This window comes from Mucilaginibacter sp. SG564, assembly GCF_013149275.1.
Taxonomy (GTDB): Bacteria; Bacteroidota; Bacteroidia; order Sphingobacteriales; family Sphingobacteriaceae; genus Mucilaginibacter.
The window spans coordinates 58,737-82,534 of the sequence record NZ_JABGNA010000003.1; the positions used below are offsets into that span (position 1 = coordinate 58,737).

Annotated in this window: 22 protein-coding genes; 18 read left to right on the forward strand and 4 right to left on the reverse strand. The window is 42.9% G+C overall.

The genetic code is table 11. The features are described from left to right. Nucleotides 1-3: 3 nt before the first annotated feature. Together FHW89_RS07930 and FHW89_RS07935 are read right to left on the reverse strand one after the other, a co-directional pair. Nucleotides 4-1,515: a hypothetical protein gene (locus FHW89_RS07930; protein WP_172334498.1), complete on the reverse strand. Its 1,512-nt coding sequence runs from the start codon at nt 1,513-1,515 to the stop codon at nt 4-6. Nucleotides 1,516-1,685: 170 nt separating this feature from the next. Further along, complete coding sequence (locus tag FHW89_RS07935) at nt 1,686-2,516, reverse strand: DUF5677 domain-containing protein (RefSeq protein WP_172334499.1); 831 nt, start codon at nt 2,514-2,516, stop codon at nt 1,686-1,688. A 103-nt stretch (nt 2,517-2,619) separates the two neighbouring features. On the opposite strand from FHW89_RS07935, the gene FHW89_RS07940 reads away from it, so the two are divergent. Both FHW89_RS07940 and FHW89_RS07945 read left to right on the forward strand, forming a co-directional pair. Next, on the forward strand, nt 2,620-3,222 hold the full coding sequence (locus tag FHW89_RS07940; RefSeq protein ID WP_172334500.1) for a P-loop NTPase fold protein: 603 nt from the start codon (nt 2,620-2,622) through the stop codon (nt 3,220-3,222). 72 nt (nt 3,223-3,294) lie between these two features. After that, entirely contained in the window at nt 3,295-3,780 is a 486-nt protein-coding gene (locus FHW89_RS07945) for an ATP-binding cassette domain-containing protein (protein ID WP_172334501.1), read from the forward strand. Here the strand turns inward: FHW89_RS07945 and FHW89_RS07950 are convergent. Continuing rightward, a complete protein-coding gene (locus tag FHW89_RS07950; protein ID WP_172334502.1) occupies nt 3,750-4,160 on the reverse strand; it encodes a hypothetical protein in 411 nt (136 codons plus the stop codon). The two genes, FHW89_RS07945 and FHW89_RS07950, sit on opposite strands and share 31 nt — an antisense overlap. 391 nt (nt 4,161-4,551) lie before the next feature. After that, a complete protein-coding gene (locus FHW89_RS07955) occupies nt 4,552-5,571 on the reverse strand; it encodes a pitrilysin family protein (protein WP_172334503.1) in 1,020 nt (339 codons plus the stop codon). 29 nt (nt 5,572-5,600) lie between these two features. Between FHW89_RS07955 and FHW89_RS07960 the strand changes: the two genes are divergently transcribed. The 16 genes from FHW89_RS07960 to FHW89_RS08035 all read left to right on the forward strand — a co-directional run bounded on the left by FHW89_RS07960 (nt 5,601) and on the right by FHW89_RS08035 (nt 23,785). Then, on the forward strand, nt 5,601-5,768 hold the full coding sequence (locus FHW89_RS07960; protein WP_172334504.1) for a hypothetical protein: 168 nt from the start codon (nt 5,601-5,603) through the stop codon (nt 5,766-5,768). 27 nt (nt 5,769-5,795) lie between these two features. Continuing rightward, complete coding sequence (locus FHW89_RS07965; RefSeq protein WP_172334505.1) at nt 5,796-6,602, forward strand: SDR family NAD(P)-dependent oxidoreductase; 807 nt, start codon at nt 5,796-5,798, stop codon at nt 6,600-6,602. Between the two features lie 321 nt (nt 6,603-6,923). Continuing rightward, nucleotides 6,924-7,130 carry a hypothetical protein gene (locus tag FHW89_RS07970; RefSeq protein ID WP_172334506.1) on the forward strand — a complete coding sequence of 69 codons (207 nt, stop codon included), beginning with the start codon at nt 6,924-6,926 and terminating at the stop codon, nt 7,128-7,130. A 123-nt stretch (nt 7,131-7,253) separates the two neighbouring features. Beyond that, nucleotides 7,254-7,988: an SDR family oxidoreductase gene (locus FHW89_RS07975; RefSeq protein WP_172334507.1), complete on the forward strand. Its 735-nt coding sequence runs from the start codon at nt 7,254-7,256 to the stop codon at nt 7,986-7,988. Between the two features lie 113 nt (nt 7,989-8,101). Continuing rightward, nucleotides 8,102-9,451, forward strand: a complete 1,350-nt coding sequence (locus FHW89_RS07980) for a condensation domain-containing protein (protein WP_172334508.1) — start codon at nt 8,102-8,104, stop codon at nt 9,449-9,451. A 400-nt stretch (nt 9,452-9,851) separates the two neighbouring features. Beyond that, nucleotides 9,852-10,523 carry a DUF302 domain-containing protein gene (locus FHW89_RS07985; RefSeq protein WP_172334509.1) on the forward strand — a complete coding sequence of 224 codons (672 nt, stop codon included), beginning with the start codon at nt 9,852-9,854 and terminating at the stop codon, nt 10,521-10,523. A 277-nt stretch (nt 10,524-10,800) separates the two neighbouring features. Beyond that, nucleotides 10,801-12,522 carry an HAD family hydrolase gene (locus tag FHW89_RS07990; RefSeq protein ID WP_172334510.1) on the forward strand — a complete coding sequence of 574 codons (1,722 nt, stop codon included), beginning with the start codon at nt 10,801-10,803 and terminating at the stop codon, nt 12,520-12,522. Further along, nucleotides 12,522-13,433, forward strand: a complete 912-nt coding sequence (locus tag FHW89_RS07995) for a bifunctional 2-polyprenyl-6-hydroxyphenol methylase/3-demethylubiquinol 3-O-methyltransferase UbiG (RefSeq protein ID WP_172334511.1) — start codon at nt 12,522-12,524, stop codon at nt 13,431-13,433. Before FHW89_RS07990 ends, FHW89_RS07995 begins: the two co-directional genes overlap by 1 nt. 24 nt (nt 13,434-13,457) lie before the next feature. Then, the gene (locus FHW89_RS08000; RefSeq protein WP_172334512.1) at nt 13,458-13,700 is read left to right on the forward strand and encodes an acyl carrier protein; all 243 of its coding nucleotides are present in this window, start codon (nt 13,458-13,460) and stop codon (nt 13,698-13,700) included. A 6-nt stretch (nt 13,701-13,706) separates the two neighbouring features. Then, entirely contained in the window at nt 13,707-14,087 is a 381-nt protein-coding gene (locus FHW89_RS08005) for a VOC family protein (RefSeq protein WP_172334513.1), read from the forward strand. Between the two features lie 7 nt (nt 14,088-14,094). After that, nucleotides 14,095-15,537, forward strand: coding sequence for an MBOAT family protein (locus FHW89_RS08010; RefSeq protein WP_172334514.1), 1,443 nt, complete (start codon nt 14,095-14,097; stop codon nt 15,535-15,537). A gap of 10 nt (nt 15,538-15,547) precedes the next feature. Next, a complete protein-coding gene (locus FHW89_RS08015; protein ID WP_172334515.1) occupies nt 15,548-16,447 on the forward strand; it encodes a hypothetical protein in 900 nt (299 codons plus the stop codon). A 221-nt stretch (nt 16,448-16,668) separates the two neighbouring features. Next, complete coding sequence (locus FHW89_RS08020) at nt 16,669-17,238, forward strand: RNA polymerase sigma factor (RefSeq protein WP_172334516.1); 570 nt, start codon at nt 16,669-16,671, stop codon at nt 17,236-17,238. A gap of 374 nt (nt 17,239-17,612) precedes the next feature. Beyond that, entirely contained in the window at nt 17,613-18,737 is a 1,125-nt protein-coding gene (locus tag FHW89_RS08025) for a FecR family protein (protein ID WP_172334517.1), read from the forward strand. 202 nt (nt 18,738-18,939) lie between these two features. After that, complete coding sequence (locus FHW89_RS08030; RefSeq protein WP_172334518.1) at nt 18,940-22,356, forward strand: SusC/RagA family TonB-linked outer membrane protein; 3,417 nt, start codon at nt 18,940-18,942, stop codon at nt 22,354-22,356. Between the two features lie 10 nt (nt 22,357-22,366). Continuing rightward, nucleotides 22,367-23,785: a RagB/SusD family nutrient uptake outer membrane protein gene (locus FHW89_RS08035; protein ID WP_172334519.1), complete on the forward strand. Its 1,419-nt coding sequence runs from the start codon at nt 22,367-22,369 to the stop codon at nt 23,783-23,785. Nucleotides 23,786-23,798 lie beyond the last annotated feature (13 nt).

A 23,798-nucleotide genomic window follows, 5' to 3' on the forward strand; every position in this document is an offset into this window, starting at 1 on the left:
TCACTAATGTAAGTTTTCTGGCGCGTTTGTTTCTAAATCAAAGTCTGTTTGGAGGGCGGTTAAATTGGTATCAAAATCATATTTAGGGATTTTCCGGCGCATGTGTGCGGCGAAGGACCGGTTGTATTCTAAATAGTCAAAGGGATCTTTACCGTTGTGATAGCGTTTTTTCAAGTTGTTTACGCTTTTGATATAGTCGTTTAGCCATTGGCCAAATAGCGCGGGATCTTTTCTGAGTAGATAATAATAGGTCATCAAAATGCTTCCGTTGATCATGGTGATCGGGCGAATGTTTAAAAAAGCATTGAGGTAAGTGGCTGTGCGTTCAAGCCATTGTTCGTTCACGTATTCATTGACGCCGTTGATGTCGAGGTTGGCATCGGAATAGATAATGATCGGATAGACCTGCAACCGTTTACGTTTTTTGATACCTAATGAATCCATTAATTCCTGGTCATTGGCGAGGTGCCCGATCTGCCGGACCAATTGACCAAGGCCTTTGGCTTTCTGGCCGCTTTGTTTGAAAGCCAGGAAATTCCGGTCAACAAAATCCTTAAAGTCCTCAAAGCTGCTACGGTCAAGTCCGTTAGCATTAAATTCTGTCATTTTGATCTCGAATACGAATACCTGGTTCCCGGCACTAACGATATAGTCCTGATATTTTTCAGTATGGACAATGCGATGATTCCATTTACTGAATATCTTTTGAATAAAACGGCCAATGTAATATTCTTCAAAATACTTCAGGCCCAGGTAGCCTTGGTAGTCGTTGTAGTTTTTGAAAATGATGCCATTAACAAGCGAACTTTTATGGTAAAGCGAATAAAAGATGCCTTGATCTAGGCCGAAGCTGAAATAGTTGTAATCGAGCAATATTAGGCGTCCGTCCTCCAGTTGATAGAATGGTTTGGGAATTACTTGTTTGTGTAACGATAACGCCCCTTTGGTCAAGTCGGCTTTGCTCATTACGAATTGTTCCAATACTGGCCATTGGGCACCATTCCTGTCCAGAATATGCCTGGATTGCTTATCGCCTGCGTGTATGACCCGAAACATGTGCAAGATAAAACTGGCGAGTTTCCAAACCGTTCCGATCTCTAATGCCGCACAGTATTCTTGCGCTGCCGCCTTCAACTTCTCGTCATCAGTAAGAAACTTACTGATGAATGTGAACTTCAATAAAGTATTTAATTTCAGATAGGTTTCACGTCGGATATAAAATTGCTGTTGAATATTGCTAATAAACAAGTCGGCAAAGCTGGTCATTGTGAAGTCTTGGTCATAGAAATGCTGGTTATAGGCCAAGATAGCCTGAAAAAGATCTTTGCCGAATTGACGTAGGTCTGGTGGCGCTTCAGCAGCAACGTAATGCTCCATAGCATCTTTGATGATCGCTGACATGACTTGGCCGGAAAAGACAATGCTGTCCTTTCGGTCAAACAGTTGCATGAGTCGCGGCACCAAATCATCTTGGCCTTCAACACCATCAAAGATCGCCTCTTCAAATACGCGCATGTTTTGCAACAATATATTGGGTTGCAAGTAGATAATGGTGTTAATCTTAGCTATTCGAACTAATATTAAATCGGTCGGGTAAGACCTCAACAAATCAAATGGCCGCTCAGGCGGTGCTTGATCATATATCTGTGAATAATCAATGATAGCACGTAGATTGGTTCGGCCCATTAGTTCAGGTCATCAAAATGAATAAAGTCCTTGTTTAATAAATCCATTTGCTGTCTGTTCAATTGTTGCTTGACACTTGGGTAAAGTTCCAGAAGCTGACGAGTGGCCAGTTGTAAATAAGGAATAACATAATTTATAGCTAAATTGATATAATGTAATTCTGTATCTGTTTCCACGCCAGTACCCCGGCGCTGTTCGATCGTTCGGTAAAACGACATGGGCAAGGTATGTGTCTGTATCGAAAGCAAGCGATACACCGCTTTCAAATCTGACCGGCCGGTTCCCATACGGTGCTCTATCGCCTCCCGGTTGAGATAGAAAGCGTGTTCGCCTTTTAACATATTCTTTTGCTCTCCACCCGTGAAGTTCAGGAAGAAACTATTCTGCTTCAAAACATTGCGCAATTCATTTGCCTGCTGTTCGAACTTCGGCAGATCTTCTTCGATCTTGAAATCTGAGAATATTTTTTTCCGGGTAAGGCAGTCATGTAAATTAAAAAGCTGCACCCGGCATGCCCATTCTTCAGTTGATACCTTTTCAATAGTCAAATAAAAGAAGGCATGATAATTCTCGATCAGGTTTCTAGAAAGTGTAGAAATGGAGGCGGCATCCCAATTGTTAAATGCAGAAGGGAATATACCATTACCAGGCAATAATTGGATCATGCTCACGCTGGTCACGCACAATTTGGAAAACAATACGGACGCCCAAAACGCCCGATCATCTACTGGTTGGTGGTGAATACTGCCAGATACCAATGCAGCCAATTGTACCTGATCTTCAAACGCCTTACGGGCGTAGTCGTAGGCTAGTTTTTCCAGTGAGGGCATGATAGGTTTTTCAGAAATCATAAAATTAAAATTAAGAATTTTCACAAACCAAATGATCGTCTGCGCAGCCTATTTGCGTAGCTTTACAATAGATAATAGTAATATGAGCGTCGAGAATCAAGACCAGCGAATGGAGAATGTCATATCCAACTACTTGAAAATGGAGACGAGCTATGCGCTCCTCATCAATGGAAGGCGGGGAATTGGGAAAACATTTTTCATCAAAGACAGAATCATTCCTCGCGTAAAAAAGACCGAGGTTTTTCACGATGCCAGTAAAAAGTACAAGCCGATCTATATTTCATTGTATGGATTGAAGAGTATGGACGAGGTTTTTACACTAATGACTATTGAGTTTATGCCGTGGTTGAACAGCAAAGGAGCCAAAATATGTTTATCCATAGGCAAATTAGTTACCAGGGGATTGCTGAATATCAACAAAGCAGGTGATGTCGATACTTATCTTAAGGATCTGACCGGAACTGCAAAACATGCGATAGACACGAAAGATTTTGTGATCATTTTTGATGACTTGGACCGTATCGCCAAATCACTGGAAATCGGTGAGGTCGTTGGTTTTATCAATTCTTTGGTGGAACACGAGAATAACAAGATATTGGTGATCGCGGATGAAGAGCAACTAGCCAACGAGGCTTACCTTGCTGTTCGTGAGAAAACGATTGGTACCGGTTATAGCGTAAAATAAGCCTGATGTGGCGAAGATGTATCCGGTCAACTGTCAGATCTTAACGTCTTTTAATCAATCAACCCTTTATCATTGGCCTCAGCAATTAATATTGAACATCTATCAAAAGCGTATCAACTAGGTAATTTTGGCACCGGCACCATCTCCCGGGACCTGGAACGATATTGGGCCCGCATACGTGGCAAGGAAGATCCATTTTTAAAAATTGGCGAAGTTAATGACCGAACCACCAAAGGTAAAAGTGACATGGTTTGGAGCCTGAGATATCTTAATTTTGAAATTGAGCAGGATGATGTTATTGGTATCATAGGCCGAAATGGCGCGGGCAAGAGCACTTTACTCAAAATATTAAGTCGGGTGAAGTCCCCGACCAGCGGTTCAGTAATGATAAAAGGACGTATAGCTAGTCTGCTGGAAGTGGGCACCGGCTTTCATCCGGAATTAACCGGCCGGGAAAATAACCAGCGCGTCATCCCGGTTTTCCAAATATTCCAGCCCGGCCCCCCTTTGTTCCTGCACCTCATTCACTATTCCCGCACCGGTAAATTCTCAGGATAGATTCCGGTTTGCATCGGTGCCTGCACATTGGCATACTGTAACCCCAAATGAACCACTAAACCAGCTGTCGCGTCCTCTCCATTTATCAGTCCCTCCCCGATGAGCTGGCAATATAGGCTGGCGTTTAATGTTACCCCAGATTTAATGACAATAGCGGATTGATGATAAGAAAAACAAGGGCTTCCGGAAGATTGGGATCCGATTTGCTGTACGGACGAGGTTTTCGAGAAAATAATATGAGCGGCGATAAGGTTAAAATTATAAATGTAGGCAACGTCATTCTTAAACTCAATATCGGTTCCACCCAAATCAATTGTACCGAGATCGAAATTGCTGATAGCGCCCAAAACAATAATTCCCGTAGAACCGCTTCTGATCATACTTCCTCTGGTTATCGAACTAAGCCCTGCTGCATGAAGATCATAATTTTTGTCCTGTTGCAGGCAGAATCAAATAAAAAAGCTGTGAAATAGCTGATGGTTTTATTGAGATCAGGCAATGTAATAACCTTATTTTGGGCATAAACTTCAGCGTGCCCGGGATGCCATTTATGTAGCCAAAGCCACCTGTTGCATTTCATAATTAAGTGTAAATCAGCTTATCAAATTACATTTCCTCCTCATCTGGAATTTAAAAAGCGTTCTGCTCTTCCAGAACGCTCTAAACTATCAACTGACCTATAAAGAACGAAAGAGTATTTTAAGGTTTTTACCATTTTTACAGAGCTAAATGAAGTGCACAAATATTAGCTCGTATGACCACTGGTTTGTTTTATTTTCCACTGCTTTTTTCCGGCAGCAGCACCAGCCGGATATAGTTCTTGCCGCTTAAATACTTATTAGCCGTGGCTTTTACACTTTCCGGAGTGACTTTCGATAAGTTGGCGTCATAATCATTTACCTCGTGCAGATCTTCCTGATTCTCCAGGTTTTCTATTAAATAACTCATCCACCAAATATTAGATTTCAGGTCAGTTTCCCGGCTGCGCTGATCCTCGGCCTTGTACTTGTCAATATTTACCTGCAGGGGGCCGGATATTTTTAGTTTGTTTATCTCTTCCAAAGCAGAAGCAATGAGTTTTTCTACGTTCTGGGGTGCACAGCCAAATGAAATGTTAAAGTTGTAGCGGGGGTGCGGGAACTTACTCACTTCTTCCCATACTCCAGGGCTGTATACACCGCTTTCATCTTCCCTCAGGCGTTCCGTGAGCCTGATCTGCAGGACTTCTTTTAGTGCATCCAGTTGTGTTTTTTCAGCAGCACTGTAGTCGAAAGTGCCCGAGAATACCAGGTTGACCCTGGCTTTAGCTTCGGTGCCTTTATAAACAGTTTTCTCAATCCTTCCTTCCGGCGAGTGTATGTTCAGATCTTTATAGTTTTCACCCTTGTAGGTAGAAGGCAGACCGCCAAGGTATTTTTCGAGTAAAGGCTTGATTTCCTCAATCCTAAAGTTGCCGATAAAAACAAAGGTAAAATTGGATGCATCTGCGAATCGTTCTTTGTATATCTCAAAAGCACGGTCCGGGTTGATCTGGTCCAGTTTGGCGACCGAAGGACCAGTACGGCGGGCATTGCCCTGGTACAAAACAGCATTGGACGTATCTGCAAAAACACTGTTCGGGTCATTCGCCCGATTAACCAGTCCTGCTTTATTTCGGCTGATAAAACCAGCGGCCAGGCTTTTGTCTAATCGAGGTTCGGTGAAACGCGCATACGTCAATTGCATCATGGTTTCTATGTCGCTGGTCGCTGAAGCGCCGCTAATAAGCGCGTAGCGTTCGCTGATTCCCAATCAATGAAAGAACTTCAAAAGTGCTGGAAATGCTATCCCAGAATTACATCCATTCGAGAATTCGTGGTATGGCCTTTGAGGCGCTTGCATCGGTACATGTGGACGATGCTCCTTTTATTTGGAAAAAAGCCTTGCAGGATAAAGACGAATACGTAAAGCACCAGGCCCTTCAAGCGCTTGAAGGGGTAAACATTTAATTCATCACTGAACAAATAGGATAAATAATGAAACCCATTTTTATCGTCGGTGTTTCCGGCACCCTGGGTCAGGCCACCGCAAGAGTATTCTTAGCTCAAGGCTGGCGGGTAATTGGTACAACACGTCATCCTGACAAGCTGACTGAGTTATCGAAATTAGAGAATGTTAAGCTATTCCAGCTTGATGTCACTAACGTGGAACAGATTGAAGAAACGATTGAGCAAATTATTCACAGGTATGCCATTGATGTTTATTTTAACACCGTTGGCCAAGCACTGATCGGCCCCTTTGAGTGTTACACTGATGAGCATATCAAAGATCTCATTGAAATTAATTTGCTGGGGGTATTAAGAATTTCTAAATACATCATCAAATATTTCCGGGAAAGAAAAAGGCCGGGGGTTGTCTTGGTGACATCATCTGCAGCAGCGGTGGCAGCCCCCGCCCTGACCTCGGTGTACTGTGCTACAAAATGGGCCATTGAAGGTTGGGCAGAATCCGTGTCACATGAGCTGGCACCTTTGGGAATAGCAGTTAAAACAGTTTCACCCGGTGGTATTCATACCCTATCCGGAACAGGGTCATTAACCTGGGTAAATCACGATGCTTACGTTAATTTGTTAAAAGCTGTCATGGCAGGATTCGATGATAATCGTTTTATAACTTATTCTGATCCCTACGTTATTGCCAATGTAGTATACGAAGCCGCAACTGACGACAAAGATCAGTTGAGATATTTTGCAGGCCCTGATGCCTCAAGCGCACAGGCTTTAAGGCAGGAGTTCGAGGCAGAGGGACACCGTAAATTGCTTCGAGATACCCTTTTTAATTAATTTACATACCGAAAATCCCACTTCCTTTCTTTTTCAGAAAATAAATAGTGTCTTTAACCCAAGGGGGCAAAACAAATCCCCTGGGTTTACTTGTTCTATGAACGCAGACGGAGACCCGGCACGCTTAACAGCAAATCTTATTCTGGCATCCCTGCCTGCAGGAACAATGCCAGTTGAGAAAGAAGAGATATCAGCTTGTTTTTTCTCTTCGTCTAATCCTTTCACCAATTGGATTTCAGTTGGTATAAGCGCAAATGATTTTTCTAATTGCTGCTGATAGTTTTGAATTATACCCGATCCTGGAGGCTGTCAAAGCCTGAAATGTCAATTCCCCTTAACTCATCGACCACGCTTTGCTGGCATTCTATTCCCTGCAACAACCCCGCAATGGCAGCTACGGCTTTAGCCATTTTTACCACCTTCAACATTGTTTCTTCCTGTCATACGCAGTCATTGCTTGTACTCAGCAAACCAACCTTCGATTACGCCATCGGTGACAAGTCGTTCCGGATCAGAAGAAATATTTGATAATGACCATCTGAACCCGGTTTTAAAATAATGCTTTCCAGCTGATTTTACTTTTTACCATATGGTAAAAGCCAGCTGTGGAGATATCCGGAACTTTGTCTAACAAACAGACAAAAATTAATCATGTCAAACATAAAAAAATCCTTAGAAGGGAAAAGAGTGATTCTAATGGGCGCAAGTTCAGGAATCGGATTCGCTACTGCAAAAGCGGCAGCTGAAGAAGGTGCTAATATCGTTATTGTATCCAGCAATCAGCAAAGAATTGATACTGCCCTTACTGAATTACCTGCAGGCAGCGAAGGTTACGCTGTTGACCTCAGCAAAGAAGAAAACATTAAAAACTTCTTTAGCAAAATCGGAAGGTTCGATCATCTGGTATTTTCTGCCGGTGAAAATCTCACTTTAAACAGCATCAGCGAAACAAATATTGACCAGGCCCGTGATTTCTTCACCTTACGCTTCTGGGCTCCTTTCGCTGCCATTAAATACGGCGCCGCATCGATCAATGAAGCGGGATCAATCTCTTTAACCAGTGGCACCGCAAGTGCGCGCCCGGGAGCGGGCTGGTCTGTAGCATCAGCCATTTGTGGCGCTATTGAAGGCTTTGTCCGGGCTATGGCAGTCGAGCTTGCGCCTGTTCGGGTTAATTGTGTTGTTCCTGGTGTAATTAAAACACCGCTCTGGGACAGTATACCGGCAAGTGACCGTGAGGGCCTTTATCAATATGTGAGTAACTCCGTTTTAGCAAAAAGAGTGGGTGAAGCTGAAGATGTTGCTGAAGGTTTCCTGTATCTGATGAAACAAAAACACGGTACAGGTCAAAGTTTAGTCATTGACGGTGGTACCCTCTTAGTTTAGTACAAACAGTTATTATTTACTCAACCTTAAAAAAGCTTGTTTATTACAGCACCATAAAATAGTCCCCCAGGTAAATGCTGTAATGTCAATCGTCCACAAAAAAATGCTAAAAATTGGTTATCAGGCTCACCGATATCGGTGATATAAGCAATGCCCGATTGTCCATAATATTGCACTATATCAATAAAATATTCTATATGAAAAAAAATGAAAGCACTACCGAAATAAAAAAACATCGTACCCTGGGTTCGTTGGAACGTTTTTTTTGGCTACTCGATCATCATCATCCCCTGCATTTCAGCATAGCAGCGGAACTGAATGGTACCGCGCCTGTTGAACAATGGTTCAAAGCGTTAAACGCCATAAAAGAGCAGCATCCCCTACTTAGGGTATCTATAAACTTAAATGAAAATAATGCCCCTGTATTCGTACCGTTGGCGGGAGATGTTCCGATACCGTTGAGAATAGTTCAGTACACCGAAAATAATTCATGGAAGGCAGAGTTAAAGCAAGAACATATCACCAGATTCAGTCCATCCGAAGGCCCACTTATACGTGCTGTGTTATATGAGTGCCCACATAGGTCTGTGATTATTTTGTCAGCACATCATTCCATTGCTGATGGACGTTCTTTATCTTATGTTTTAAACGATTTGTTAAACGCGATGAACGGCAAATTCACAGAGCCCAACGCCATGCCCCTGGCTACAGACGAACAGGTGGGGCTCATCATGGATGATCTGCATAAACTACCCATCAATGAAGCAGATTTTGTATTCCTAGAAGGAAATTCAACCGTTGAGCGGGCATTACCTCAAGTGGATACACTACGATTATCGCCGGAACTGAGCACGCGCGTCAGACAGCGCGCCAGGCAGGAAGGAACTACGGTACATGGTGCGCTGTCTGCTGCGCTTGCACTGGTCAGCAAAGACTGGAAACCACAGCCGCTTCGTATTTGGTCGCCCGCATCGGCTCGCGAGACATTAGAAAGCGGTTACAGTGCCAGTCTGCAGCTCACAACCAAAACGGTGTCATTTGACCTTGAAGAACATCGCACTTTTTGGGATGTGGCCCGTTATTCCAATGCAAGCCTAGCCGGTGTTGGATCTATGGAATATATTACAGGCTATACCCAAGAACTATCAGGTCTGATTTCCAGCGGAATTGATATAAACGGCTTAGTTGAATTCGGCGAGACCGTGATCGCCAATGAATATCTGTTAACCAATATAGGCGCTTTAAACTTTGATACCGATTTTGGCAACTTGCAGCTGGAAGCGCTTTGGGGGCCATTCGTTCTGACCGGGTATGAGGGCAGTCAAACGATAGGTGTAACAAGCATTAACGGCATTATCCATTTGGCGCTTACTACGCTGGCGCACATCGAAGCAAAACCTTTACTGGAGGCCGTTGAAGATTTGTTAATGGAAGAATGCGCGCTGGTTGACAATTTACGGTAACGTTTTTAAATGACGCCCAAAGGCTACCTGCCAGGTTGAAAAGCAGCGCCAAGACTTAATTAAAACCATAATATAATTGTTATTATACTATGTTGGAATGTGGGTAACCTGAAGGGTTATCCATATTTCAACAGGGTTCTTTAATCTACCAACTCATCTGCTCTTAGTGAACAGTTCTTGTTGGGGTGTCAGCATTTTGTTATTACGCTTATGGATGACCAATCAGTGATGATCATCAACATAGATTAAAGGAATTCTATACCTGAATTTACTTATTTCTGCATATGGGCGTAAAAACCCGCCAATGGTAAAAATATCGCTGGCTGAGGACCAGCCTCCTGCACCTGGTTATCGAAAAGCCAGTGGCAGTTAAATAATATATATATCAAACAATATAAAAATGAAAGCCAAAATATTAGTCACCGGGTTGCTAGGATTGTGTTTCATCGCTAACAGTCACCGGTCAGCAGCAGGGTCGGTCTTCAATACTCACCCTTCTCCCCTCCCGTCAAGGTTAACCAACCCAACGGCCAGAATTCAAAATAGCATGGCGGCAACCGCTAAAAATAATGATATAGGTAAAACTGTTTCGTTCGGACGACAAAAGACCATCCGGTTAATTTTTCATACCACCTTCGATGACTACACTAAAAACCTTGAAAAACTTTTGGGACGGTTTGATTCGAATATCATTAAAGATTACGCGGATAACCCCGCCGGGCTTCAAAAAAAGTTAGAGGAGAATGAGGGGGAGCAAAACCTGATGCTTTTCCGCATTGAAGACCATGGCATGTATCTGATTTTGTATGGGAAAGCTGTCAAGGCCAGGCGATACTTTATCGGAAATCCGCTTATCGCTACCAGCATGGCTCACTACGATATCCGTTCCGCGCTTTATGTCCCGATGCGTATACTTATTTATGAAGATAACAAACAGGTCCTTCATGTGGAATACGATCTTCCTTCATCCGAATTAGGACAACTGCACAATATCCACATAACAAATATCGCAAAAGATCTGGACCGTAAGATTTATACCGTATTGATGAAAGCAGATCACCCACCAAAATAAAACAACATGGTGAGGAATCTCATGCTGTCGATATAAATAACTTTCCGCAAACTATAATGCCCCGTCATTGCAGTCAACCGCATAGGCTGCGGGTAACCCATCTGTGTAAGGAATAAAGCGAATCAAATTACATTAAGTGGCCACAGAACGGCATTGTAAATTCTTGTATAGCTACCACCGTCAGTGGACCAATGTATTCACTTCCCACAATCAGGTAAAGTAGCTAATTTTATAGCGATACAAACATTGCCCGCTTTCCCGATTATTAAATTCCCCTATGAAAATCTTTTCAGAATTAAAAAAAAACTTAAAGAATGACTTTTCACTTTTAAGGACGGTTAAAATTGCGGTACTTGGTGATACGGCCACACCATTACTGGCTCAGGCCCTCCGGGGTACAGGCTTTGATACCGGTTTTGATCTTCAAATATGGGAGGCCGGTTTTAACCAGATAGAGCGCCAGGTATTCGACCCCAAATCCGAGCTATATGCCTTTGCTCCTGAAGTGGTTATCATATGCCATTCGTCGCATTCGTTATTAGCCAGATACAATAAACAAGACCCTTCGGAATATAACAGCCTGGCCCAAGACCGGCTGGCATTGATTGGTGATCTCCACATCGCTTTAAATGCCGGTCTGAGTGCCAGAGTCATTTACTATAACTACACCGAAATAAACGATGCCGTATTCGGTAATTACGCCAGCAAAACCCCATCTTCCTTCCTCTTTCAGTTACGGAAACTTAATTATGAACTGATGTTGTATGCCATCCATCAGACCAATTTTTACATCTGTGATATTTCTTCCATTCAAAATCAGTTGGGCAAGGCAACCTTTTTCCAATCATCCCTGTATATAAACACAGAGATGGTTTTCAGTATCGATATATTACCATGGGTAGCTGCCCAGACAACCGATCTGATTGGTTCGATGTACGGCCGGCTAAAAAAATGCCTGATCCTTGATCTGGATAATACCTTGTGGGGCGGTATAATCGGTGACGATGGCATTGAAAACATCCAGTTGGGAAACCTCGGCATAGGCAAAGTGTTTACCGAGTTTCAGCACTGGATAAAAAAATTAAAAAACCGGGGTATTATCCTCGCTATTTGCAGTAAAAACACCGAAAGCATTGCCAGGGAACCATTTGAAAAGCACGCTGATATGGTGTTGACCCTTGATGATATCGCCATTTTTAAAGCTAACTGGGATAACAAGGCAGATAACATCAGACAAATTCAGACTGAATTAAACATTGGCTTTGATACCATGGTTTTTCTGGATGATAACCCTTTTGAAAGGGCCCTGGTACGCAACGATATCCCGGCCCTTACTGTTCCTGAATTGCCGGAAGACCCTGCAAATTATCTCGATTATCTATATACATTGAACCTATTTGAATCCACCACACTCACAGATGAGGATGCTAACCGGACCAGGCAGTATCAAATCGCAGTGAAACGAAACGAGGAACAACAACGCTATGCTGATGAAGATACTTTTTTGCAGAGCCTGAACATGACTTCGGCAGTGGAACCTTTCAACGCTTTCAATACACCAAGGATTGCCCAGCTTTCACAACGTTCGAACCAGTTCAACTTACGCACGGTCAGGTATACTGAAACTGATATCAAAGTCATTTCGGATTCAACAGATTTTTTTAGCTTTTCATTTACTTTAACCGATAAATTCGGAGATAACGGCCTCACCTGCGCCATCATCCTAAAGAAAGAGGCTGAAGATACTTTATTTATCGACAACTGGTTTATGAGCTGCCGGATCCTGAAAAGGGGGATGGAGCACTTTACGTTAAACATCATTACCGCTTTTGCAAAAGCGAACGGCTTTAGCTATTTAAAGGGACAATACCTACCAACATCAAAAAATGAAATGGTAAAACATCATTACAGGGATTTGGGCTTTGAAGCGCATGGTGATCACTGGATACTTGACACGGGCACTTATACACCTAAAAAAAACTATGTGAATAGCAAGTAATGGAACAGCCTCTCAATTATATCTACCAGAAAATAGAAACGCTTAGCCCGATGCATAGCAAAAAACTCAAAAAGAACATTGCTTTTTTTGACGAGCGGTATTACGAACAAGCTAATTCATTTTTCGCCCGATACATTAACATACTACACCACGACCATAAAACGCTTGACTATTCGATAGATTGCTACTTACGCATGATTGCCGATGTAAACAGCGAAACAGTTGAGTTTTTGCGTACGGGTAAATATACCAGCAGTACCTTTGCAGAAGTGAACCAGCGGGTATATGCCCGGCCGGAAACCATGGAGTATTATATGCATGGCCTCATCATGTCACAGTTTTTGTGGAAACACCACTACCAGATGCTGCAATATTTTACAGATACATTACCGCAGTACATCAAGGCTACAAAAAGCTATCTCGAGGTTGGTGTGGGGCATGGTCTTTATTTGTCAAAAGCGCTGGAAATCCTAAACGATAATACCACGCTTACTGCTGTTGATATAAGCGAAACATCCATTACCCTGGCCAAAAACTTTATAAAAGATAGTAGAATAAATTACAACCTAAAGGATATTTTTGAGTTTAATAACCGCAAAAAATACGACTTTATTACGCTGGGCGAAGTATTGGAACACGTAGAAGACCCGCTAAAGTTGTTGCAAAAACTAAAAACCCTGTTGAGCGATGAAGGTATCTTGTTTTTCACCACGCCTACCAACGCCCCGGCTATCGATCATATTTACCTGTTTAATACTGTAGGCGAGATACAGGATATCATTAAAGCGGCAGGTTTCGAAATAGAAACCGAGCGATCACTCCTATCTGAAGAGGTATCGCCGGAGCGGGCCGCCAAACTTAAAATAGCTATATTATATGGGGCCTTTCTAAAAAAGAGCAAAGCCTCCTGAACAACATAAAACAACTACGCACAGATGGACAAAAGTGAGATATTAAAAACGGTAAACGATATTTTTATTGATGTACTGGATGATGACACCATAGTGTTAACCTATGAAACCACTGCAAATGATGTGGAAGAGTGGGATTCCTTAAACCATATTCAATTGGTCGTGGCTATTGAAAAGCAATTTAGGATCAGGTTTACTTCGCAGGAAATTCAGAGCTGGAATAATGTCGGTGAACTGGTGAACTCTATAAGCAACAGGGTCCATTAACCGTATATGAAATTTCATCACCTGGGGCTTGCCTGCAAAAATATAGCAGCGGAAATTGCCAGCATCCGTAAAATCCATAACGTTACAACTATAAGCCCGATCATTTTTGATCCGGAACAAAATGCCGAATTGGTCCTACTTACCTTAACTGATGGAACCCGTATCGAACTGATTGCCGGCAAACAGGTCGAAAGCTTTGTGAGAAAAAATATCACCTATTATCATATATGCTTTGAGGTTGATGATATCCATGCCGAAATTAAACGTCTTATTCGTGAGCACGCCCTGTTAATTTCACCACCAAAACCCGCCCTATTGTTCAATAGCCGCAAAGTCGCCTTTCTGCATGTTTCCTACGGATTAATCGAATTGTTAAACTCAAAATAACACCGGGATGCTGTTTACGTCTATCACCTTCGTTATCTTTTTTACCCTGTTTTATTTTTTATACTGGTTTTTTTTCAACCGCAGCCTTAAACTGCAAAATCTGTTGATCCTGACAGGCAGTTACGTATTTTATGCCTGGTGGGATTGGCGCTTTCTGCTCCTACTCATTGCCAGTTCATTGCTGAATTACTTTTTAGGTATCGGCATGTTTAACAGCAAACAAGAAAAATTTCGAACTATTTTGCTTTGGATAGGTTTGCTGCAGGGCCTGGGCAGCTTGCTTTTTTTCAAGTATTTCAACTTCTTTGTTAAATCTATCGTTACTTCATTTAACGCGTTTCACATCAGGCCGGATATCTATACGCTGAACATTATACTGCCATTAGGCATCAGCTTTTATACTTTCCGTACCTTAAGTTATTTACTGGACATTAAGCATGGCAAAATTAAACCCAGTACAGACTGGATGGTATTTTTTTGTTACGTATCCTTTTTCCCGTGTGTAATATCTGGCCCTATTGACCGGCCCAAAACGCTCATACCCCAGTTAGCAAAGAAAAGGGTATTTGATTATACCCAGGCTACAGATGGGATGCGTCAGATACTCTGGGGCTTATTCAAAAAAATTGTGATTGCCGATAATTGCGCGGTGTTTACCAATGATATTTTCGAGCATTATAAAACCCTCCCCGCCAGCTCCCTGCTATTTGGCGCGTTTCTGTCCCTTATACAGGTTTATGCAGATTTTTCGGGTTATTCAGATATAGCCATTGGTTTATCCAACCTTATGGGCTTTAAAATTACCCGAAACTTTAATACACCATTTTTTGCCCAGAACATGGCCGATTTTTGGCGGCGTTGGCATATTTCCCTAACCAGCTGGCTTACCGATTATGTATTTACACCACTCAGCATCTATTTGAGGAATCTTGGAAAAACAGGGCTTATACTAGCTATAGTGACCAATTTTATGGCCATTGGTATCTGGCACGGTGCCAACTGGACCTTTATCCTGTTCGGTTTTTTAAATGGCTGTTATTATATCCCGCTTATCTTACGGGGAACTTTCAATAAGCAGAAGAAGATCGTTACCCGTAAACCTCTGCCCGCATTGTTAAACATGGCTGCTACATTTATCCTGATCATGTTCACTTTTATTCTTTTTCGGGCCGATAGCCTGGCCCAGGCTTTTGATTATTACCAAAGGCTTTTTTCACGTTCCCTATTTTCTGCACCGGTCATTATCGAAAAAGTAAATACCGCTGCAACATTGGTCTGTATGGTGATCATGTTTGGAGCCGAATGGCTGCAGCGTGATAAACAGCATGCCCTTCAGATCGATTGCATCAAAAAGTTCCCGGTGAGAGCGATCATTTATTATAGCTTAATACTGATTATTCTCACGTTTACGGCCACTCGCCATACCGACTTTATTTATTTTAAATTTTAACATGAAAAGCATGGCAATCAAATTCTTACTTAAAACGCTGCTGTTCGTGCTGCCGCTGCTGGTTATTTTTGAGGTGTTGTTTCGCCTGGGTTACTCCCCCATTATTACCAATTCAACGCTTTTTGATTTTAAAATGATCCGTTTGCAAAAGCGACATATTAAAAGTTTAAAAATGTTATCTATTGGTTCATCGGTAAGCTTATATGAATTAAATTCGAATATCATTATACAAAATCTGCATGTATCCTATTATAATTTCGCTTCCTGGGGTTTGCAGATCAGCGATATGCGGGTGCTCCTGAAAAGTTTTGTAAAGGATTATCGGCCCAAGTATGTCATCATTGGTTCTTCCATCGGTGATTTTATATCCCCCTCCAATGATACTTATCTCAACTACGTCAATACCAATGCGTATGTCAGGAACAATTTCCCGGAGATATTTTATTTAAAAAACTACAATTCCGTACACCAGATCATCCGGAGAAAACATTCTGCTTACCCCGTTCAGTTTGATAACTGGGGAGGTGCCACATTAACCATACAAGCCAAAGATATCAACCGCGACAAATGGAATGAGCATAATATATTCCCAACCCAGTATACGCCTGACCAGTACCGGGAATTAGATAGCCTGGGCGTATGGCTTAATGCCCAACACATCAAACTCATTTTTGCCCAGGCCCCCATTAAAGCGTCTTATGCGAATACCCCTGCGTCCAAACAAATTTTACAGGATCATTTTGATAAATGTCGATCCGTTGTTGAAAAACACGGAGGCTATTATTTCAACTATTATAACACCTCTATTTTTACGGACAGCTTGTTTTTTGACCAGTTTCATCTCCAGGCCGCAGGTGGTAGGCTTTTCACCAGGCAGCTTGTTTCCAATCTTAAACAGATTATCAAATAAACACATTCTACGGCACGTTTTCTATAAGGAGGTTTAAAGTATTCCAATGGCGCCAGTCCGTACTAAACCTAATATCCTGATTTTTTAAGCCGGTATCGCTTTTCCCTATGGCCAATAAAAGTATCATCAATTGACGGATCGCACAACCCTAAACCGCTATTAAGCATCAAGATTAATATATCTTAAATGATTTCGTTATTTTAGTGCTCCCAAAATAGGCTATGGTTATTGCTAATAAACTTTCGGATAACGATTTGCTTGCTCAAGTAAAACTTGGAGATAAGGCGGCGTTTACTGAAATTTATGACCGGTATAACGGATTATTGTACTTATTTGCCCTAAAAAGAATTCATGACCGGGAAGAAGCGAAAGACCTGATCCATGAATTGTTCCTCAAATTATGGACAGATCATCAACTGATTAATGATACGATAAACCTTCGAGCGTACTTATATACGTCCTTAAAAAACAGGATAATTAATTCTTTTACCCGGCAAAGAGTTGAAAGCCGCTATATTGATTCGTTTCAACACTATCTTGATACTGTTGACAGTGGTACGACGGACCATTTGGTCAGGCATAATGATCTGCTTGCTTTTATCGAGTCAGAAATCGCCAATCTGCATCCCCGTACACGTCTTGTATTTGAATTAAGCAGGAAAACTAATCTTTCCCGAAAAGAGATCGCCCAAAAGCTGGATATTTCGGAAGAAACGGTCAAAAGTCATATGCACAACGCCTTGAAAATATTGAAGGTAAAATTAGGGCCATTGTTCTTTTTGCTCTTTTAATACATCCAGGTGCTTCATAACACGCCACTATATGATTCTGTCCTAAAGTCAAATAAGGGAAACCTGTAGCCTGGAAATGCATTACCAATGATTATACATCTTTTCTATCTGTAAAACGGAAAATAAACTACCATGAGCGCATTTAGAGCTCCATCTGAAGCCATTATGCAAACGAATCGCCTGTTTGGTTGAAACAAATGCAACATTGCATACGCAAAGTATCCAAAAAATACCTGCGCCTCCATTATCGGTAGAAATTTCGCTCACAATAACGAAGAATTACGACATCGATATAAATTAATTCATTTTCCACTCACCCTTCCCCCTCTTTAGATTGTTATAGTGTTAATTCAGGATAAAATCCTGTTAACGCGATGAAAAAAAAGGTTGCCAAAGTAATTTTAGCAAAATATAAATCAGGTGAAGTAAGCAAAGAAGAAGGGGAATTAGTTGACAACTGGTTTTTCAATAAAATGGCCAGTGATCATAACCTGACAGACGAGGAGCTCCTGAACGACCTGACCGAGATCAGACAGCGATTTGACTCGGAACTGGTCCCCCACAGGAAAGCAATTTTATGGCCGCGTTTTGCTGCAGCTGCAGCCATTTTAATTTTTATCGGTGCTGCATTTTTTTACAGCACACGTCCGGGCCATACAGGCGACCATCCTATCGGTTTCACAAAAACCGATATTCTTCCCGGAGGAAACAAAGCGACCCTGACTTTAGCTAATGGTAAAGTAGTGGTGTTAAACGATGCCGGTAAGGGTACCGTTGCACGGGAATCCGGTGTGAACATCACCAAAAATGCACAAGGTGAGATTACCTATTTAGCCGAGCGCACTGACACCCAAGATGGTCAGGCAAAGTACAACACCACGTCCACCCCGCGTGGCGGGCAATGGCATCTCACACTTGCCGACGGCACCCATGTCTGGCTTAACGCGGCTTCAGCCATCAGATATCCCACCGCATTTTCCGGCAAATCCCGGGAGGTGGAACTGGATGGTGAAGCGTATTTCGAAGTAGCGCACAATGCATCCATGCCTTTTAAAGTCATCAGTAAAGGTCAAACCGTAGAGGTATTGGGGACCCACTTTAATATCAACAGTTATCCGGATGAACCTTCCATAAAAACAACGCTTTTAGAAGGAAAAGTAAAAGTCTACAGCAATGAAAGTGCCTACAAAATCCTACTGCCCGGACAGGAAGCCAGTAACAGCAACAGCCAGATCAGCGTAACTGACGCGGACACAGAAGCAGCGCTAGCGTGGAAAAACAACAGATTTCAATTTACAGGTTCGGATATTAAAGGACTAATGCGGCAATTTGCCCGTTGGTACGATGTCGATGTACAATACCAGGGCGATATACCGGAACATGAATTTACCGGACGAATTTCCAGAAATGTCAGAGCTTCCGATGTTTTTGAAATACTGAAAAAGTACCAGCTCAATTTCAAAATTGAAGGGAAAAAAGTGACTGTTTCCAATAAATGACCCTATTCAACTAAACAGATTGATAAACAATTAAACCCAGAATCATGAAGAAATTTTTACGAAAATAGCATCAACAGGGGGCTCAAAAAAAGCCGGAAGTGGTTCGAAGCACTTACCGGCAAATGTTGGGCTAACCCTTCCCGCATGGCGGGTAAAATCCATTGACACAGAATCAAGTATTAACCCAAACAATACAAATGTAATGAAATTAAGTGTTCTTAGCATTGTTGTGCCCGGAAGTGCGCAGCGTTATTTCTATAAATTTTTGTTGGTTATGAAAATAACAACGCTCCTGTTGATCATAGCCCTTGTCCATGCAAGCGCCGCGAGTTTGAGTCAGGTCAGGCTTTCAGAAAAAAACACTTCTCTGGAAAAGGTATTGAATTCTATTGAAAAACAAACCGGCACCAGCTTTTTTTATGACCGGAAAGATATCCGTGATATCCATATCAGTATCCATGTAAATAATGTTTCCTTAAAAGAAGCATTGGACAAATGCCTGGGAGATCTTCCGCTTACTTATGATATAAAAGACAATACCGTTTTCCTGTCCAAAAAAGTGACTCCGCTTTTGGATAAGGTAATTCCTGCTTTTAAAGCAATTGATGTCCACGGACGGGTGATCGATGAAAAGGGGCAGCCACTGCCAGGTGTCACCATAAAGATAAAAGACGGTTCCCACATGGTCATGACGGACAGTAAGGGGGAATTTAATTTAAAACAGGTTGGTGATAAAGATATTATTGTCATTTCCTCCATAGGCTTTGCAAGCCAGCAACTCAATGTGGCAACTGAACTGGGTAATATCGTCCTGATCGTGAACAGTTCTAAACTGGACGAAATACATGTAATTGCCTACGGCACGGAAAGCAGTCGTTATGCAACAGGATCAACCGCTTCGGTTTCGGCCGCGGATATTGCGAAGCAACCCATTACCAATGCCCTGATGGCCCTAGAAGGACAGGTTCCCGGGTTAGTGGTCACGCCCTCCAGTGGTGCTCCGGGCGCTTCCGTACAGATCCAGATCAGGGGGCAGAACTCTCTCCAAAATAGCCTCACAAATGCCGGGAAACCCTATGACCAACCCTTGTTTATTGTGGACGGAGTTCCTTTTGCACCGCAGAATAACCAGATCAACAAATTAGGTTCACTGGCCAACAATTTTTCTAATTTCAATACCTTCGACACCTTTGGCGGCCTCAGCCCTTTTAACAGCATTAATCCGGCCGATATAGAAAGTATTACTATCCTAAAGGATGCGGATGCTACTTCTATTTATGGAACACAGGGTGCAAACGGCGTTATCCTGATCACAACAAAAAAAGGCCAGGCAGGAAAAACAAGAGTCGAGACCTCCGTCAATTCGGGAGTGAATGTGAATACCCGGCAGGTCCAGATGCTGAACACCCAGCAGTATATCCAACTGAGGAATGAAGCCTTTAAGAACGATGGGCTCACCCCTAATAATATCCCGTCAGATCCGGCCTATGCCCCCGATCTTTTTGTCTTTGATCAGCATAAGAATACCGATTGGTTTAAACAGTTCCTGGGCAAAACTTCAAACAATACGGATGTACATGCCAGCCTTTCCGGTGGCTCGCTCGCCAATACCTTTATCATCTCAACCGGGTATACACGCGCCGATTACAATTTCCCAGGCAATTTCGGAGAGAAGCGCTTAACGCTGCATTCCGGCTTTCACCATAAAAGCGCAGACAGCAAGTTAATCGTAGATTTCACCACGGACTACGGTTACGATCACAATAACTCTGCGGGCGACCCATCTTTAACCAAAGCTGTGCTTGCCCCACCAAATCTTCCTGACCTGATCAATCCTGCCGGTAACCTGGTATGGAATTATAAAGGCGTAGATCTCAATTCCTATCAATACTACAGCTACTTAAAACAGGTCAGCAACCTGCAAACCTATAATTTAAATAATTCACTTCGACTTGGCTATCAGCTGTTCCGGGATCTCAAAATTGGTATTGGCATGGGCTACAGCAGATTGACAACGAACGAATCTTCTTTAAATCCCGCTTCATCTCAGAACCCTCAATACGCATCAGCTTATGCCTCATTTGCCAATTCCGGGTTCCAGACCATCAATATTGAACCCCAACTGGATTACCATCATTTCTTCGGAAACAATGAGTTGAGCTTTCTTGTTGGCGGGACCTATAAAAAGGAACTAAACGACAATACCCAAATGCAGGGTTATAATTATACCGATGATGCCTTTTTAGGCTCCATATCCGGTGCAGGTACCATATTTGCTTCAGCGACCAATAATATTTATAAATATGTCGGCGGTTTTACCAGGCTAAAATACGTTTATGATCAGAAATACATCATTAACCTCACCGGCAGCAGGAACGGATCGAGCAACTTCGGCCCGGGCAAGCAATTCGGATTTTTTGGATCTGTAGGGCTCGGCTGGATATTTTCACAGGAAACTGCTTTTAATAAAGCACCCCCTTTTATAAGCTATGGAAAACTCTCGGGTAATTACGGAACAAGCGGCTCTGATGGCATTGGAAGTTATCAGTACCAGGCTTTCTGGCAACCCGTTAGCTCGGTAAGTCCTTTCCAGGGAATACGCCCCTACAAACCGCTCAATTTATACAATCCGGATTATAGCTGGGATACCAAAAAAGCCCTGAATATCGCTCTGGATCTTGGTTTTTTCCACGACCGCATTTTATTTAAAGCGACCTATTACGAAAATAAGACCAGCAATCAGCTGATCAACTATATCCTGCCCAGCCAAACGGGTTTTAATGCGGTATTGCAAAATTTTAATGCCACCGTGCAAAATAAAGGCCTTGAATTTACCTTAACCGCCAATACTATTGCTGCAAAGGAGTTTTCGTGGAATACCACGTTCAATATTTCCGGTAACCGGAATAAACTATTGGCGTTCCCGGGTCTTGCGGAATCCCCGTATGCCACCATTTATACCATCGGGAAACCCGTTTCGGAGATCAACGGCTATAAATACAAGGATGTCAATCCGACTACCGGTGTTTTTGAATTTTACACTGTAAACGGGGCCGTGACCTCCAGTCCAACATATGGAACAGCAGCCCAGGGTGGCGACCTGGTTCCTATTGCTGATAACCAGCCCAAATTTACCGGCGGATTGGGAAATACATTGACCTACAAGAACTTTAGCCTTTATTTTTTCTTTCAGTTTTCGAAACAAACCAGTGTGAACTACCTGGCCAGCATTTATAGCCAGAATGCTATCCCGGGTACGCTTACCAATGAGCCTGTCGCTATACTCGATCACTGGAAAAACCCGGGTGATATATCCAGTATTCAGCGTTTAACCGCAACGACCTACTCAGACGCTGCCGCCGCCGCTTATAGTTTCCTGCAATCCTCCGGGGCCTATAGTGATGCTTCCTATATCCGGCTTAAAACGCTTGCCTGTTCGTATACATTGCCAGGTACCGTTCAAAAAGCGCTGAAACTTAGTAATTGTCGCTTTTATATTAACGCGCAAAACCTCCTTACCATCACCGGCTTTAAACTGGGAGATCCGGAATTACCCGGAGGGCTGTTCAGCTTTCCATTACAGCGCACAATTGTTTTTGGTTTATCTGCTGATTTTTAATAAAAAAACGATGAAAAAAATAATGTATATACAGAATCTGAAATCGCTGGCACTTATTGTACTGCTTACTGCACTTTCTTTCTCCTGCAAAAAGTTAATCGAAATCCCTGCGAATCCTTCCGACAAGATCCCAACCCAGCTGGTTTTCGCGGATAGCGCCGATGTAATGAGTGCGGTGACAGGAGTTTACAATGGGTTTAATGCGGCCGGCACCGTGGGTATTCACAGTGGCGCCATAACCCGCTCAACCGGTTTGACCGGGGATGAATTAACCCCTTCCCAAGTTGGGGACCCTATCGCGACACAATTGTACCAAAATGCCATTCTTCCTACAAACTCGATAACCGCAAACCTGTGGAGCAGCGCTTACATCATGTCCGGCTTATACCAGATTAATGTTTGCCTGGAACAAATTCCCGGAAGTAAAGCCCTTAGCCCATCGCTTAAAAATCAGTTAATCGGGGAGATCAAGGTGGACCGGGCGTTGTACTATTTTAACCTGGTTAATTTGTTCGGACCGGTACCACTGGTTACCTCAAGCGACTATTCGATGACAAAATCATTGCCAAGGGCCTCCATCGATGATATCTATAAACAGATCATCACAGACCTTACTGATGCGCAAAAACTATTAAATCCCGCCTATTCATCGCCGGGAAGGGCAAGGCCTAATTTATATACGGCGGAGGCGCTACTGGCTAAGGTATATCTATATCGTGGTCAATGGGCCAGTGCAGAAATCGCCGCCACCAGTGTCATCAGTTCCGGGCAGTACAGTCTCAATAAAGATTTGAATACGGTATTCCAGGATGGCAGCAGCGAAGCGATATGGCAACTACCCGCAATCGGCCCTTACAATCAAACAGCAGAGGCGCAGATATTTGTACCCTATGCATCCTCAGCCGTCCCTACTTTTCTCATCAGTCCTGCATTACTCAACACATTTGAGCCGGGGGACATGCGCAGGACTAACTGGATCGGTATCAATTCTATTAGTGACGGTAAAGGTTCATCTGTACCCTATTATTATCCCGCAAAATACAAGAACAGAAACCTGAATGATCAGCCGGCAGAAGATTATATGATTTTCAGACTGGCAGAGATCTACCTGATCCGCGCGGAAGCACAGGCCGAACAAGGAAAAACCACAGCAGCATTAGCTGATCTGAACCAGGTGCGTAACCGTGCAGGCCTGCCGAACAGCCCGGCGACCGGCACGACCACTTTACTTTCAGCGATCATGCATGAACGGCGGACAGAATTGTTTTGCGAATGGGGCAACAGATGGTATGATCTAAAAAGAACAGGAACCATCGACGCGGTGCTCGGCGCAGAAAAGCCGACATGGAAACCAACCCAGGCGCTGTACCCGGTCCCATTGGCGGAAATACAAAGCAATCCATTTTTAAAACAGAACCCGGGTTATTAAACTCAATTCGTCA